A 15,040-nucleotide genomic window follows, 5' to 3' on the forward strand; every position below is an offset into this window, starting at 1 on the left:
CGCCCGCCCCGCCCCGCGCCGCGCCCGCCCCGCGCCGCGCCGTCGCGTCGTGTCCGCTCGTCCGCCCCGTTGCCCGCCACACCGCCTGCCACGCCGCGTCGCGCCGCGCCGGTTCGTCCGCCCCGCCGATCTTGAACTTTGGTGGCCCGAATAGTCCCTTCCACACCTTCTGTCGGCACGCAAATCTCAAGATCGGCGCGGGGCGCCCGGCGCGGGGGCGTTCGGCGCGGGGGTGCCCGGCGCGGGGGGTGCCCGGCGCCGGGGCGCGGGTGCGGGTGGATCGGCCGTGGTGTGCGGCTGTCATCGGTGCCGCGTGACGTCCGTGGGCTACGGCTGGCTGGGCGCGGTGTCCGTTCGCCACCTGTCAGCCGTCGATCTTGGTATTTCGGTGGCCGGAATACCACGCTTCGCCCAGTTATGCGCACACACTAAGTCCAAGATCGACGGGGTGGGTGGGGCCGGGCGGCCGGGCGGGGCGGGGGCGGCCGGACGGGGCGGGACGGGCGGGTGGGGCGGCGGCGGGGTGGGGCGGGGCGGGGCGGTTACCGGTAGTCGGCGGTGATGCGCTGCCTCGCGCCGTCCACGGTGATCGTGCCGCCGTGTGGCAGGATCCACTGGGGACGGGTGTGGCCGAAGGGTACGCCGACGCACACCACCGCCTCCGGATTGTACTGGTTTATCACCTCGGCCACCGTGTCCCGCTGCTCGGTGCGTAGGCGCTCGCGTTCCGCCGCGTCCGGGTGCCGGGTGTGGTCGGACACCGGTGGCCGGGCCACCAGCACCGCGTCGACCGCGCTCAGGATGCCGCGTTCGCCCAGCGCGCGGACGATCCACCCGACGGCGCGGGCGGGCAGCAACTCCTCCGACGTCTCGAGCAGCAGGACGCCGCCCCGCAGCGCGTCCGGCTCGTGCCGGAACCGGCCCGCCGTCAGGATCCACTGAATCACCTCCACGCAGCCGCCCCAGGTGCGGCCGGTGACCGACCGGCTCGGCCCGTACCAGCTCCACGGCCGGGTCGGCGCGCGCCGCCCGTACGATTCGAGCGCCCGCGGGTCTGCCCAGTCGATCCCGATGTCCTCCGACTCGCCCGGTTCGGTGACCTCAAGCCGTTCGCCGGTCAGCAGGGCCGCCCGCAGCGACCGCGCATGGATGTCGTCCACGCCCGGTCCGGGGCCGAGGTGCACCTGCGACGAACCACCGTAGAAGCTTGCCACCCCGGCGTCCCACAGCCAGTGGTGCAGGTTCGTGTTGTCGCTGGTGCCCAGGAACGGTTTCGGGTCGGCGCGGGCCAGCTCCTGGTCCAGGTGCGGGATGACGGTGATCTGGTCCTCGCCGCCGATCACCGCGAGCAGGGCGCGGATGCCGGGGTCGGCCAGGGCGGCGTTGATGTCCGCCGCTCGTTCTCGCGCGGTGGCGCCGATCTTGCGGGTGGTCGGATACTCGACCGGCACCAGGCCGGTCACTTCGGTCAGCCGTGTCATCGCCTGCTCGTGCACCCGCGGGTACGCTCCGGCCGCCGCGAACGACGGGGACAGCACCGCGACGCGGTCGCCGGGGCGGGCCTTGGCGGGCGGGACGAGTTCGCGTGTCATGCGCTGATGACACCAGGGCGCGCCCGGCGAGCGCATCCGCATTACCGGCGCGGGCGAGCGTTCCGGCGCGGGCCAAGCGTTCCGGCGCGGGCCAAGCGTTCCAGCGCGGGCCAAGCGTTCCAGCGCGGGCCGAGTGTTCCGGCGCGGGCGGGTGCCCGGCCTACCATCGGGCATGGTGACGTCAGCAGGGAACAGGGGCGCGTTCGCCGAGTCGATGCGGCGGGCCGCGGCGCGGCTCGTTCCCGGGGACGTGCTCTGGTACGTCGACACGGACGCGCCCCGGTTCGCCCTGACCTTCGACGACGGACCGGACCCACACACCACGCCCGGCCTGCTCGGTGTGCTCGCGCGGCACCGGGCACGGGCCACGTTCTTCCTGATCGGCGAGCGCGTCGCGGCGCACCCCGACCTGGCGCGCGCGATCGCCGGCGCGGGACATGAACTCGGCAACCATCTGCTGCGCGACGAGCGGTCGGCCCAGTCACCGCCGGAGAGGTTCGCCCGGGAGCTGGCGCGGACCGGCGCGCTGCTCGGAGCGTACGGCCCGGTGCGATGGTTCCGGCCTGGCGGGGGATGGTTCACGCCCGGCATGCTGCGCACGGCCGCCCGGCAGGACCTGCGCGCGGTGCTGGGCACGTGGGCGGCGGCGCACGACGGCGGGCCCGGCGACGCGCGGATCGCGGACCGTCTGGCGCCCGGGGTGTGCCCGGGGTCGATCGTGGTGCTGCACGAGGGCACCGCGGCCCGCCGCGGGGTGGTGGCGACGACCGACGACCTGCTGACCCGGCTCGCCGGGCGTGGCCTGTCCAGCGTGACCGTGTCGGAACTGGCGGCGTCCGCCCACCGCTGACGCCCGCCGGCTCAGGCCGGTGCGGCCCGGTCCACGATCGCCGCGGTGTCCGCCCGCGCGCCCAGCGTGCCGAACGCGTGACCCCAGTCGCCGCCCAGACGACTGGCGCAGAACGCGTCCGACACCGGCGCCGGCGCGTGCCGCACCAGCAGCGACGCCTGCAGCACCAGCGCCATCCGTTCCGCCGCACGCCGGGCCTGGCCCTCGCCGATCTCGCCGGTCAGCTCGCCCTTGAGCGCGGTGATCGCGTCGTCCAGGTGCCGGTCCGCGCCGGCGGCCGCGCCCGCCTCGGCCAGGAACGCGTCCCGGCTGTCCGGTTCGCGGCGCAGCGTGCGCAGCACGTCCAGGGCCTGCACGTTGCCCGAACCCTCCCAGATCGAGTTCAGTGGCGCGTCCCGGTACAGCCGGGGCATCCCGGACTCCTCCACGTATCCGTTGCCGCCCAGGCATTCCAGCGCCTCACCCACCACCGCAGGCTGCCGCTTGCACACCCAGAACTTGCCCACCGCGATCGCCAGCCGCGCCAGCGCACGCTCGTCGCGGTCCACCGCACCGGCCAGCCGCACCGCCAGCGCGGTCGCCGCCTCCGATTCCAGCGCCAGGTCGGCCAGCACCTGACGCATGGCGGCCTTGCCCGCCAGCGGGCCGCCGAACGCGTGCCGGTGCCGGGCGTGGTGGATCGCCTGCGTCAGCGCGGCCCGCATGCCCGCCGCGGAGCCGATCACACAGTCCAGCCGGGTCATCGCCACCATCTCGATGATGGTGCGCACGCCCTCGCCCTCGGTGCCGACCAGCCAGGCGTACGTGTCGTCGAACTCCGGCTCGCCGCTGGCGTTGCTGCGGTTGCCCAGCTTGTCCTTCAGGCGCTGGATCCGGAACGGGTTGCGGGCGCCGTCCGGGAGTATCCGCGGCACCAGGAAGCAGGACAGCCCGCCCGGCGCCTGGGCCAGCACCAGGAACAGGTCGCACATCGGGGCGCTGGTGAACCACTTGTGGCCGCGCAGCCGGTAGTCGCCGTCGCGCGACGGCGTCGCCGTGGTGGTGTTCGCGCGTACGTCGGAGCCGCCCTGCTTCTCCGTCATGCCCATCCCGGCGAGCAGCCCCCGCTTGGCCGGCGGGGGCCGCAGCCCCGGATCGTACGCGCGGGCGGCCAGCTTCGGCTCGAACTGCGCGGCCAGGTCGGGCGCATGCCGCAGCGCGGGCACCACCGCGTACGTCATGGAGACCGGGCAGGTGTGCCCGGCTTCGACCTGGCTCCACACGAACAGACCGGCCGCGCGGGCCACATGCGCCCCGGCCCGTGGCTCGCGCCACGGCGCACCGGCCAGCCCCGCGGACACCGCCGTGTCCATCAGCGCATGCCACGCCGGCCCGAACTCGACCTCGTCCACGCGGTGGCCGTACCGGTCGTGGGTGCGCAGCCGGGGCACGTCCCGGTTGGCGTCCTGCGCCCACCGCTGCGCCTGCTCGCCGCCGCCCAGCAGGCCGAGCCGGTGCAGGTCGCCGACCGCCCAGCCGGCGCCCTCCCGGGACACCGCCGCCAGCAGCGCGGCGTCCTGCGCGACATCATGTCCCACCAGCGGCGGCGGCTGGTTGCGGACCTCGTGCGTGCCGGTCATCCGTTCAACGTACGCGTTCTGGCCGGTACCAGGCGCAGGGCGTGCAGCTCGCGGTAGAACGGTTCATGGTGGGCGGCGAACGCGGCGAGTTTCTCGTTGTTCAGCGTCGTCTGCTCGTACGCGGAACTCTCCTGCGAGAAGCCGGACGTGCGCGCCACCTCGTCGTGCCACCCGGTGGTCTGCACCCATTCCTGGCGGGCGCCCGGCTGCCACGTCAGGGTGCGCTCGTCGAAGGGCAGGCCCACCGCGGCGCAGTACGCGGACACCATCGCCGTCGGGTTCGCCACCAGGTCCTGCGAGTCGATCACCACCGGTGCGGCGCCCAGGGCGGCCACCGTGGCGTGCATCTCGTGCAGGTTCTCCAGGCCGACGTCCTCGGCGATCATTCCCGGCTCGCGGGCGTAGAACGACGCCGCGATCTCGTCCGGGCGGCGGATGAGGAAGGTGTGCGCCATCTCCTTGAGCAGGTCGTCGTCGTCGAGCACCTGCGGGTGCCGCCGGTCGGTGGTGTCCTTGAAGAAGACGGTGTGGTCGGTGGCCAGGTCCCGGATCGCGGCGATGAGATCGGGGGTGCTGCGCACGGTGCGCCCGTGCACGTCGGTGTGCCCGTAATCCTGCATGTTCCGGAACGGCTCGTGCAGTGCCAACAGGTCGTCGCGCTCCACCATGCTGCGGAAAAAGGCGGTGGACCGCGATCGCGGCGCCGCCCACAGGGCAATGATCCGGTTGTTCGCCATGCCCCCACCGTACGGACTGACGGCGTCCCGGTTCCACCGTCGTTGCTGATCTCGCGTCGTCTCCGACGAGAGCGGCGCGCCGAGAGGGACGGTCGGCGCGGCGGTCGGAACGCAACGTCATGGCGCTGCCGTCGGCGCCGGCCCTATGGTGAGCCGGAGCCGACGGAGAGGCACCGCAGAGGGCATGCATGAGTGACCGGGAGCAGTCGGAGTCGCGCGGCGCGAAGCCGTGGGCGATCCTGGTGGACATCGACGGCACCATGGCGCTGATGTCCGGGCGTCGGCCACACGACTGGTCGCGCGTCGGCGAGGACCGGCCCAACACCGCGGTGATCGCGGCCGTCCGCGCGATGCACGCGGCCGGCAATGCGATCATTTTCTGCTCCGGACGGGACGAGAGCTGCCGGGACCAGACCGAGGAATGGCTGGCGGAGTTCGCCGGTGTCGACCATCACGCCCTGTTCCTGCGTCCCCGCGGTGATCAGCGCCGGGACACCGAGATCAAACGCGAGATCTTTGACCGCCACGTCCGTGATCACTGGCGGATCGCTGCCGTCTTCGAGGACCGCAGCCAGGTGGTGCGGATGTGGCGCGCCCTGGGGCTCACCGTCTTCCAGGTCGCCGACGGCGACTTCTGACGAAGGCTCAGGCCGCCAATTGCCGGTATTGCTTCGGCGCGCGGCCGGTCACTCTTTTGAAGGCGCGGCTGAATGTGCTGTCCGCGCTGTACCCGAATTGAGCGGCAACGGAACTCACCGTCCGGTCGGTCGACTGGAGCACTGCGGCGGCGCTGCGAATCCGCCACATCTCCAGATATTCCAGCGGCGGCATGCCGACGGCGGTCCGGAACCGCGCCGCGAAGACGCTCCGGGACATGTGCGCCGCCGCGGCGAGATTGGCGACCGTCCACCTTTTCGAGGGTTGCCGGTGAATGAGGTCGAGCGCGCATCGGATGCGCTCGTCCATCCGGGTGAGAAGCCGGTCGGGCGGCGCGGCGGCGCAACCGTCGGCGGTGCGCAGCGCGGTCCGGACGAGCTGGATCAGCAGGATCCGCGACAGATGCAGACGCATCAGATCCGCGTCGGGGATCTCCCAGGCATTCTCCCGGCTGAGCAGTTCGAGAATCGGCCGCGCCACCTGCGAGCGGTACGAACTGGACTTCATCTCCACGTATCCGGGGATCCGCGAGCGCAGCAGCGGCTCCGTGGCCTGATCGAGCCCCAACGAGCCGGTGAGCACGACACTGCTGATCGCGGCCGGATCCGCAGCCGCGGACCGCGCCGTCTCCAAGCCGCCGGTCTCCGCCGTCTCCGCGTCGCCGTCCGAGGCGGGCGCCGTCAGGTCCGAACCGATGACGTGCGGTTTGCCGTCGCCCAGCAGGTAACAGTCTCCTTCGGAGAGTCTGCGCGGTGCGCCGCCGTCGACGCGAAGCCATATGTCGCCGCGTAGAACGGCTCCGATCCGGAATTGCTGATATTCGTCGAAACGCACTGCCCATGACCCGGTCTTCTCGATCCGTGAAGGAGCTCCCATCTCGGCGTCGAGAATCGTGAGCATATTGTTCAGTGGGTCCACTGGTGACCTCTCCTCCACGAGGGCAGGCCATCATCGTGGAAGCGAACTTTTCGGCGAGTATCGGTACTCGCCGCCGTTACGTCCGGCAACGCGACTTTTGATGCGCGTGCGGTGCCCCAGGACACCGCACAAGCCGTAACGTCGGCGATCGCTGATGATCCGCCGAGTTCCGCGGGACGCCCGCGCCGCGAGATCGTCACCGCGATCAGCTTCCTGGTCCGCTACCGCTGTCCCTGCGTGGAGGGCCAGGTCAGGCACCCGATTCACGGAAATCTGAGTGACCCGCGATGCATCGTGCCCGGACGCTGGGCCAACGCATCGAGACGATCTGGCATGGGCTCAGCGATGCCGACGGCTCTTAGATTGGCTCAAACGTCTACGCATCAACAATTGAACTTCAACGTGGCGAGTCCGGCGGGTGCCGCCGCTGGGCAGCGGAGCAACGCCGACGGGCTTGATGCCAGGTTGAAGGTTCATTGCGGTGCTCATTCGGCTTCCCGCAACAATCGGCCACGACTTTACGCAGGTGCACGACACGGGCTGTGCCGATCCAACGGGGCTGCGCCGATCCGAGCGGCGGTCCTGGCGTTCGGATCGTTCGTGGCTGACGGAACTCACCCGGAGGACGGTGCTCGCATGATGGACAAAGTGCCTCAGCTGACCACGGACAACATGCCTTCGCGGAACGCGGCGGTGGGGTCGGACGGCGTGGATCTGCCGGGCGCGGCGATTCACTGTACGGATGCCGAGCCGTCCCTCAAGTCCATGATCACCAAGGTGGCACGGGGTCCTGAGGTCAATGTCGGTGGTCGCGCACCGGTTCTGCGGATGCTGCAGTCCGTGGCCCGGTCAAGCAGCCCCTATCTGTTCGTCGAGGACGCCTGCCACGACTGGCCGGGTGACGCGGCGGCGATCCGGACGGCCTGGAACACCGGAATGTTCAGCTCATTTCTCGCGGAGACTGCGGACCCGGACTTCATCAGTTTCGATCAGCGGTTGGGTTTGTTGCACGTGCGCGGCGCGCCCCTGCACACCGCCCTGGCGCGCACCGACTGGGATGAGGTCGAACGTCAATTTCCCCACCTGAACCTGTCGCAGGACTTCGTCTACGACGTGGCGGTATCGTTCGCGAAGGAGGAACGCCCTTACATCGAACTTCTGTTCGCCGGCCTCGTCCGGCTCGGGCACCCGGTGTTCTACGACTTCAACGAGCAGGACCGTCTCCTGGGATCGCGGTGCGACGATTATCTGGAGAGAGCCTTCCTACAGCAGAGCCGTTTCGTCGTGGTCATGCCGACGATCACCTATGGCACGCGTCGCTCGCACTTGTACGAGGTGGAGCTCTTCCGGGAGAAGCTCCCGCGAGATCGGCTTCTCCCCATCTTCGACATCTCCAAGCCACGCGGTCCGTTCGACAGCCTGTTCGACCAGGGGCATCTCTGGCTGGAACCGGACCAGGAACTGGCCCCGCAGGCGGCCCATCATGCCGAAGTGATTTCGAAGAAGATCGGCTCCGACGTCGCGGCGGTTCTCCGCCGCGGGCGCTGATCGACGGCGAGGGCGGGGAGCAGTGAACGAACTGGCGGAATACCGCAGCGGATCGCACAGCGGGCGCGCTAGCGGCACCGGACGATGCGCGTTCTGCAGCAACGACTTCCCGGCCGGGCAACGCTTGAACAGCATCGGCGATCTCAACGTCATGTCGCCGTTGGGCCAGGTCGTACCCCGGAGCCTGGTGGCCTTCCACTTCCCGACCACCGCTGAGGCAGATCGGTGCTTCGCGCCGTGCTCGCCGCAGCATGCCACCGACCTGGTGCGCTTCGAGCAAATCGCGGACGCCTTTCACCGCTCGCTCGGCGGCCGGATCACGATGTTCTACGAACAGGGCCGCGCCGGTGGCGGACGGGTTCTCGACCGTACTGGGTTCCGGCATCACGCGCATTACTGTTCCTGGCCCGCGACGGTGGACACCGTCGGCGCAATCCGCGGCCTCACTGCCGGTATCGACGTGGTGGATCTGGATGACCTGGCCTGCCTGGGGACGGCCGTGGACGGACGCCCATACGTGCTGGCGCGTACCTACAGCAACGGGCGGTGCGTGGAATCGCGGCTGGTGCTGCCCACCTCCGGCGCGGCATGGACCATGCTGGAGGACTTTCGCCTGAAATATCCGCTGGCCCAACAGTTGGGATACGGCGACTTCCGCGATTGGCGGACCCGGATGCCCGAGCGCACCCACCAGACGGCGCGCGAGTTTCGAGCTTTCGTGGCAGCGAGCGCTGCCTGCCCAGCGGGTGCCGGCGCGGTGATGTCGTCGACGCGTTCACCGTCGGGAGACGCATGATGGAGAAGTCCCTGCGGCCGTTTCTGGAAAGCATCGCCGATCGTGTCTTCCCGCCAGACGAATTGGGGCCGGGCGGATGCGATATCGGAGCCGCCGAGTACGTCCGGCGGCGGCTAGCAGGCCCGCGATCCGCCGACCGGCTCGCGGTGGCCGCCCTGCAGGACCACCTGGACGCCTCGGCGCGGGAGCACTGGGGCGCGCCCTTCTGTGACGTGGGCGCGCCGCACCAGGAACGGCTGATCGAGGCCATCCTCGCCGACGATGCCCAAGCCGACGTGGAAACGGTGGCGACCCTGCGGCTGTTGATCGACATGACGGTCGAGGGCCTGTTCGCCGACCCCGGTCACGGTGGAAACCGGAACGAAGCCGGCTGGCGGCTGCTGGCCGGGATGGCCTATCCACCGCGAGCCCGTTGATGCGCGAGGAAGCGGATGTGGTGCTCGTCGGGCTGGGAGCGGCCGGCGGTATCGCCGCTCACGTGCTGACGTCGGCCGGGCTCACGGTGCACGCAGTGGAAGCGGGGGAGTGGCTCCGAAACGAGGACTTCCGCGCGGACGAGATCAACGGCTCGTTCTACGACAACATCCGGGGACAGAAGTTCCGTCGGGAAACGCCGAACTGGGTCCACCCCGACGGCAGCACACAACGGGCGACGGCCTCACCCATCGGTCAGATGGTCAACGCGGTTGGCGGCTCAAGTCTGCATTTTGCGGGATGGTCGCGTCGCTTTCAGGCCGACGATTTCCGGGCGCGCTCGAACACGATCGATGCCTACGGTGCGCGAGCGGTCTCCGAGGATTGCACGATTGCCGACTGGCCGGTCGGCTACGACGAATTGGAGCCCTACTACACGAAGACCGAGAACCTGATCGGGGTCTCGGGTGTGGCTCACCACGTCGCGGGCCTGGGCCCGGCGGATGCCGGGAATCCCTTCGAGGGCGTCCGAGCCGGACAGTACCCGCTGCCGCCGATGCGCCCGTTCGCCTTCGGGGAGAGGTTCGCCGACGCCGCCAAGAGTCTCGGCTATCACCCGTATCCGCCGCCGGTGGCCATTCTGTCGGATGACTTCGACGGTCGTCCCGGCTGTAGCTACTGCGGCTGGTGTCTGGGGCAGGCCTGTCGATACGGCTCCAAGAGCAGCACCCTGGTCACCGCGATCCCGAAGGCATTCGCCACCGGTCGCCTCGTCATCCACAGCAACAAGCGGGTGACCCGGGTGCTTGTCGACGGCGACCGCGCCGTCGGAGTCCGATACGTCGATGCCGAGGGCCACGAATCGATGATCGAAGCCCGCACGGTCATGCTCGGCGCGTACACCTTCGAGAACATCCGGCTTCTCTTCCTGTCGCGTGACGGCCGTCATCCCGACGGGTTGGGCAACCGGTACGGACAGCTAGGCCGGAATTTCATCTGCCGCCAGGCCATCGAGGTTTCGGGCTTCTTCCCGGGCGAGGATCTGCAACTGGTCGACGGGCCAGCCGGGCAGGCGATGTGCGTCGATGACCTCAACGGCGACAACTTCGACCATCGGGGGCTTGGTTTCGTCCGCGGCGGCACGGTGGCGGTGGAGAACGAGCTGACACCGATCCGGGCGGCGAAGACGCTTCCCCCGTGGATTCCGCGCTGGGGACGCGAGTACAAGAAGTTCCTCCTGCGGCACTGGTCCGCGATCGGCGGCCTCCGGGCGATGCCCGAGGCCCTGCCCTACCGGGGCAACGCGCTCGAGGTGGACTGGTCCAGCAAGGAGGACGGACCCCTGGGGCTGCCCCGGTTGGCGGTGCGGTATTCGATGCGCGACAACGAGCGCCGGATGCGTGCGTTCCTGGCCGAACGGATGCTCGAACTGACCCGCGAAATGGGCGCGGCAGCGAGTTGGCGAGGGGATCTCGGTTTCAACGTCCTGTCGGCACACGATGTCGGCGGCGCTCGCATGGGCCGCGACCCGGTCACGTCGGTCGTTGACGAGTTCGGTCGCGTACACGATGTCGTCGACCTGTACGTCCTGGGTGGCGCCACCTTTCCGACCGCCACCGGAATCAATCCGACGCTTACCATCCAGGCCCTGGCCTGGCGTACCGCCGAGCATGTCGCCGGCGGAAAGTGAGACACGAGACCGTACCGCGGGAAGGAGAAACCATGCCATCACCTCGACCGATGGCCTACCCGGACGAGGTGCGCCGACGCGCGGAGGCCTGCCTTGTCTCCGGCGTGTCGCGAGGCTTCAACTTCCTTCCGGAATTCGGGCCGCTCTACTTCTCCTCCGGTACCGGATCACGCCTGCGCGACGTCGGGGGACACGACTATCTCGACCTGGTGATGGGCTGGGGCTCACTGCTACTCGGTCACAACCCTCCGGTCATCGCGGATGCCCTGCGACAAGCGGTCGAGACGGGGTCACTGTTCCAGCACGAGACCGTCGCGCACATCGAACTCGCCGAGTTCGTGGCCCGGCATGTTCCATGTGCGGAAAAGGTCCGGTTCACCGGATCCGGGCTGGAGGCCACGCTCTACGCGACGCGCGTCGCCCGGGCGCACACCGGGCGACGCAAGATTCTGAAGTTCGAGGGCCATTTCCACGGCATGCACGACGCCACGACGCTCGGGTTGAGCTCATCACCCCTGGGAGAACGGCGTCTGGACGGCACCGTGGAGCCGACAGCCGGATCCGCGGGCGTGCCCGACGTCGTCGCCGACCTGACGCTGGTAGTGCCGTACAACGATCTCTCGGCGCTGGAGTCCGCGTTCCGCGCCCACCGCGGCGACATCGCGGCCGTCATCATGGAGCCGATCGCCATGAACATGGGGTGTATCGCCCCGGCACCGGGTTATCTCGCCGGAGTCCGGCAGATCTGCGCTCAGGACGGCGCTGTGCTCATCTTCGACGAGGTGCTGACCGGCTTCCGGGTCGGGCTCGGCGGCGCGCAGGCCAAATACGGCGTGACCCCGGATCTGGCCTGTTTCAGCAAGGCATTCGGCTGCGGGCTGCCGATTGCGGCACTGGCGGGCCGAGCCGACCTGATGGCGCTGCTCGGTCCGCCCGGTCCGGTGCCGATGAGCGGTACCAACTCGGCGCGTCTGCTGGTCGTCGCCGGCGCGCTCGCTGCGATGCGGGAACTCGCACAGCCGGGCTTCTACGACGGGCTGGAGAAGCGTGGTCAGCAGATGGCGCAGGGGCTCGCCACGGTCGCGGCCGACGCCGGCATCGCGGCTTCGGCGGTGAGCTTCGGCGGTCGCACGTCGATCTTCTTCGGCTGCCCCGAACCGCCCGCGAATCTCCGCGATGTGGCTTCTGGCTGGGACGCGGACTTCCACACCCGCGTCTATCGCGAGCTGATGACGAGTCAGCACGTCTACGGCTTCATCCCGCTGCCGAACGCGCCGGACCCGATCAATGTGACCGCGGCGCACAGCGAAGCGGACATCGAGGAGGCCCTGGACAAGTTCGCCACGGCGGTCAGCAGTGCCCGGCGGAATCCCACGTGACGGTGAGGAGGGACGGTCCCCGGAACACCCGGCCCATCTTCCACGGCACATCGTCCGGTTCGACGGCCAGGCGCAGTCCGGGCAAGCGGCGCACCACGGTGGACACCGCCACCTGAAGCTCCATCTGGGCGAGCCTGGCGCCGAGGCATCGGTGGACGCCGTGCCCGTACCCGACATGGGGATTGACCTCGCGGGTGATGTCGAACAGATCCGGGTCGGCGAACACCCGGGGATCGCGGTTGGCAGCGATGAAATCGACGAAGACCGCGTCCCCGGCCCGGATCAGCACCCCGCCGAACTCCATGTCCTCAAGCGCGATGCGTGGATGATTGGCCGAAGCGCCGATCGGGACGTGCCGGGTGAGTTCCTCGACGGCCGACCCGATGAGCTCGGGCCGGTCGCGCAGCTTCGCCAGCTCATCGGGATGGGTCAGCAGGGTGTAGACGAAGTTGCCGAGCTGATTGGCCGGCGTCTCAAGACCGGCCATGAGAATTCCGAGGCTGAGTTCGACGAGTTCCTGGGCCGTGAGGCGATCGTCGTCGAAGCGAGCGCGGATCAGCGCCGAGATGATGTCGTCGTCGAGGCGCTCCTGTCGCTCGGTGACCAGGGCGGCGACGCCATCGCGCAGGTCGAGCCGGGCCTGGCGGATCTCGTCGGGCGGGAAAGCGTCGCGGCCGACGGACACGTCGATGAGACCGCGCAGTCTCGACCGTCGATGCGGCGGAATGCCGAGAACGTCGCAGATCACCGCGACCGAGAACGGCCAGCAGACCGTCTCCATGAGATCTGCCGGAGCCCCGGCGGCCAGGATGCCGTCGAGGAATTCGTCGATGATGCGCTGTACCTGAGGCCGGATCCGCTCCACGCGCGCGGTGGAGAAGGCCATCGAGACGAGGCGGCGCAGTCTGGTGTGCTCCGGGGGGTCCAGGTCCATCGTGCCGGGCTCGTCCCGGATCAACGGATGGGCGCGCGGAACGTCACGCCCGAAGGCCGCCTGGCGGCTGAACCGCGGGTCGGTCAGGACCTGCCGGACGTCGGTGTAGCGGCGCGCGAGCCAGCCGTCGCCGCCGAACGGCAGCCGCACCCGGACCAACGGCTCCCCCTCGCCCAGGCCGGAGCGCTGAGCGGTCACCCGCATTCCGTCGTACGCCTCGAAGGGGTAGGCGATTGCCTCGCCAGCAGCGGCCATGAGTCCAGAATCGGCGCCCCGCCGACCACCCCGCTACCGTGGCCGCCGTCGTTACAACCGTGCTCAGCCGGTGGGACTGCCCGCGCCGCGGCGTAACGGTGGCGGACCCAGACGCGGCGGATGCCGTTGCGCCGCGATACTGCCGGGATCGTGGCCGGTGCAGAGGAGGTCCCGTTGCCGCAGTTGCTGCCGTACGACCACATCGTCTTCATCTCCCTTGACACGTTGCGCAGCGACGGGATAGCCGCCAACCCGTGCAAGCTGTGGCCCGAACGCTATCCGGGTCTCTGCCCCCCGCGGACCGACGTGCTCGACCGGTTGTCCGCGGCGGGGGCCTTCTTCCCGAATGCGATCAGCAGCGCGCCGTACACGTCCGCCTCGCACGCCACGATCCTGTCCGGGTTGTATCCCCTGCGGCACGGGCTGCACGCCTTCTACGGCGGGCGGCTGCGGGCTCCGACGGTCTTCACCCACGCCCGGCGGCTCGGATTCCGGACCATTATGAAGGTCGATTTTCCGGTCATTCTCGGCACCGAACTCGGCTTCACCCGTGACATCGATTCGTATCTCGTCGAGGACGACGACGCATTCATCGCCGAGGTGACCGCCGCCGAGCGGTCGGTGTCAATGGCGCATTTCGCCGGTCTCCACCTGCCCTACGGTTTTCACAAGCTCAAGTTCGGCGGGGATGACTACCGGGCCAAGGTCGCCGAGCTGGAGGGGAGTCTTCCTCCGGACATGCCCCGATTCGTCGACGATCTCACCGAGACGCATCGGGATGGAGAGGACTACCAGCTGTTCCATCGCTACAAGCAGGCTGTCGGACATCTCTACGAGTCCCGGCGGTACGCGGAGCTCTTCCAGCTATATCTGGACGGCATCGAGTACTTCCTCGAACATCGGTTCGGGCCCTTCGTCGACACGCTGATGCAGCGTTCGAGAACACAGGGCAAGTCGGTGTTGCTGGTGATCTTCGGAGATCACGGCTACCAGTTCGAGGACGACTCGTGGGGCAACTTCAATTCGCTCGCCGAGGGCGTGCTGCGCGTACCCCTCCTCTTTCTCGGCGACGGCATCGCACCCGGCTTGCACAAGCACCGGGTCAGGACCGTGGACATCGCGCCCACCGTCCTCGATCTCGCCGGCTTCAGCGTCGCACACGGCGCCGGCCTGGACGGCATCTCGCTCGCCCCGGTGGCACGCGGAGATTCCTCGCTGCACATCGATGCGCCCGCCCTGGTGCAGGCGTACACGGCTGATCCGCGAACCTTCACCGAGTTCCAGCGCCGTCAGCGAGCGGGACAGGATCCGGGCCATCTGCCCCACGTTCTGCTCGGTGAGGCGGCCTACCTGGGCGACCGCAGACTCGTGCATCTGTTCCACCGATATACCGAGGGCATGTCGACGATGGTCGAGATCGACGAGGCGTCGGTGGAACGATTCGATGACCACCTCGTTCCGCGGCCCGACGACGGCGCCGCCCGTGACGATCTTGAGGCCCTCCTGGCCGATTACAACGCCCTCACCGCGGCCGTGCCGGGCGCGACCGCGCCGGAGGAAGTCCGGCAGGGGTTGCGCAATATCGGATACCCCGTGTGATGAGCCGACCGCGGGAACGTCCGTGGCCGCAGCCGGCAAGCCTCCGCGGAGG

The 15,040-nt window shown here is 69.4% G+C and carries 13 protein-coding genes; 8 read left to right on the forward strand and 5 right to left on the reverse strand.

Features of this window, described 5'->3' with window-relative positions:
- Positions 1-542 precede the first annotated feature (542 nt).
- Positions 543-1,592, reverse strand: coding sequence for an LD-carboxypeptidase (locus IEY73_RS12865; RefSeq protein WP_189079416.1), 1,050 nt, complete (start codon positions 1,590-1,592; stop codon positions 543-545).
- Positions 1,593-1,767: 175 nt separating this feature from the next.
- On the opposite strand from IEY73_RS12865, the gene IEY73_RS12870 reads away from it, so the two are divergent.
- Entirely contained in the window at positions 1,768-2,442 is a 675-nt protein-coding gene (locus tag IEY73_RS12870) for a polysaccharide deacetylase family protein (RefSeq protein WP_189079417.1), read from the forward strand.
- An 11-nt stretch (positions 2,443-2,453) separates the two neighbouring features.
- Here the strand turns inward: IEY73_RS12870 and IEY73_RS12875 are convergent, their stop codons facing one another.
- Positions 2,454-4,061: an acyl-CoA dehydrogenase family protein gene (locus IEY73_RS12875; RefSeq protein ID WP_189079418.1), complete on the reverse strand. Its 1,608-nt coding sequence runs from the start codon at positions 4,059-4,061 to the stop codon at positions 2,454-2,456.
- Positions 4,058-4,798 (reverse strand): sulfotransferase-like domain-containing protein, encoded by a 741-nt coding sequence (locus tag IEY73_RS12880; RefSeq protein WP_189079419.1) that lies wholly within the window; start codon positions 4,796-4,798, stop codon positions 4,058-4,060. The genes IEY73_RS12875 and IEY73_RS12880 overlap by 4 nt, the downstream gene beginning before the upstream one ends.
- A 188-nt stretch (positions 4,799-4,986) precedes the next feature.
- Here IEY73_RS12880 and IEY73_RS12885 point away from each other — a divergent pair, with 188 nt between their 5' ends.
- Positions 4,987-5,436, forward strand: a complete 450-nt coding sequence (locus IEY73_RS12885; protein ID WP_189079420.1) for a phosphatase domain-containing protein — start codon at positions 4,987-4,989, stop codon at positions 5,434-5,436.
- 7 nt (positions 5,437-5,443) lie between these two features.
- Here IEY73_RS12885 and IEY73_RS12890 read toward each other — a convergent pair whose 3' ends face one another.
- Positions 5,444-6,391 (reverse strand): AraC family transcriptional regulator, encoded by a 948-nt coding sequence (locus IEY73_RS12890; protein WP_306661482.1) that lies wholly within the window; start codon positions 6,389-6,391, stop codon positions 5,444-5,446.
- Positions 6,392-7,009: 618 nt separating this feature from the next.
- Here IEY73_RS12890 and IEY73_RS12895 point away from each other — a divergent pair.
- The 5 genes from IEY73_RS12895 to IEY73_RS12915 all read left to right on the forward strand — a co-directional run bounded on the left by IEY73_RS12895 (position 7,010) and on the right by IEY73_RS12915 (position 12,200).
- Positions 7,010-7,921, forward strand: a complete 912-nt coding sequence (locus tag IEY73_RS12895; protein WP_189079422.1) for a toll/interleukin-1 receptor domain-containing protein — start codon at positions 7,010-7,012, stop codon at positions 7,919-7,921.
- A gap of 124 nt (positions 7,922-8,045) precedes the next feature.
- Entirely contained in the window at positions 8,046-8,717 is a 672-nt protein-coding gene (locus IEY73_RS12900) for a hypothetical protein (protein WP_189079423.1), read from the forward strand.
- Positions 8,714-9,133 carry a gluconate 2-dehydrogenase subunit 3 family protein gene (locus IEY73_RS12905; RefSeq protein WP_194505935.1) on the forward strand — a complete coding sequence of 140 codons (420 nt, stop codon included), beginning with the start codon at positions 8,714-8,716 and terminating at the stop codon, positions 9,131-9,133. The genes IEY73_RS12900 and IEY73_RS12905 overlap by 4 nt, the downstream gene beginning before the upstream one ends.
- Positions 9,133-10,821 carry a GMC family oxidoreductase gene (locus tag IEY73_RS12910; protein ID WP_189079425.1) on the forward strand — a complete coding sequence of 563 codons (1,689 nt, stop codon included), beginning with the start codon at positions 9,133-9,135 and terminating at the stop codon, positions 10,819-10,821. The genes IEY73_RS12905 and IEY73_RS12910 overlap by 1 nt, the downstream gene beginning before the upstream one ends.
- Before the next feature lie 32 nt (positions 10,822-10,853).
- Complete coding sequence (locus tag IEY73_RS12915) at positions 10,854-12,200, forward strand: aspartate aminotransferase family protein (RefSeq protein ID WP_189079426.1); 1,347 nt, start codon at positions 10,854-10,856, stop codon at positions 12,198-12,200.
- Here the strand turns inward: IEY73_RS12915 and IEY73_RS12920 are convergent.
- On the reverse strand, positions 12,172-13,389 hold the full coding sequence (locus tag IEY73_RS12920) for a cytochrome P450 (protein ID WP_189079427.1): 1,218 nt from the start codon (positions 13,387-13,389) through the stop codon (positions 12,172-12,174). The genes IEY73_RS12915 and IEY73_RS12920 overlap by 29 nt on opposite strands.
- A 150-nt stretch (positions 13,390-13,539) precedes the next feature.
- Here IEY73_RS12920 and IEY73_RS12925 point away from each other — a divergent pair, with 150 nt between their 5' ends.
- On the forward strand, positions 13,540-14,988 hold the full coding sequence (locus IEY73_RS12925) for a sulfatase-like hydrolase/transferase (RefSeq protein ID WP_189079428.1): 1,449 nt from the start codon (positions 13,540-13,542) through the stop codon (positions 14,986-14,988).
- Positions 14,989-15,040: the final 52 nt, after the last annotated feature.

It is taken from the genome of Mangrovihabitans endophyticus, from assembly GCF_014646155.1.
Lineage (GTDB): Bacteria > Actinomycetota > Actinomycetes > Mycobacteriales > Micromonosporaceae > Actinoplanes > Actinoplanes endophyticus.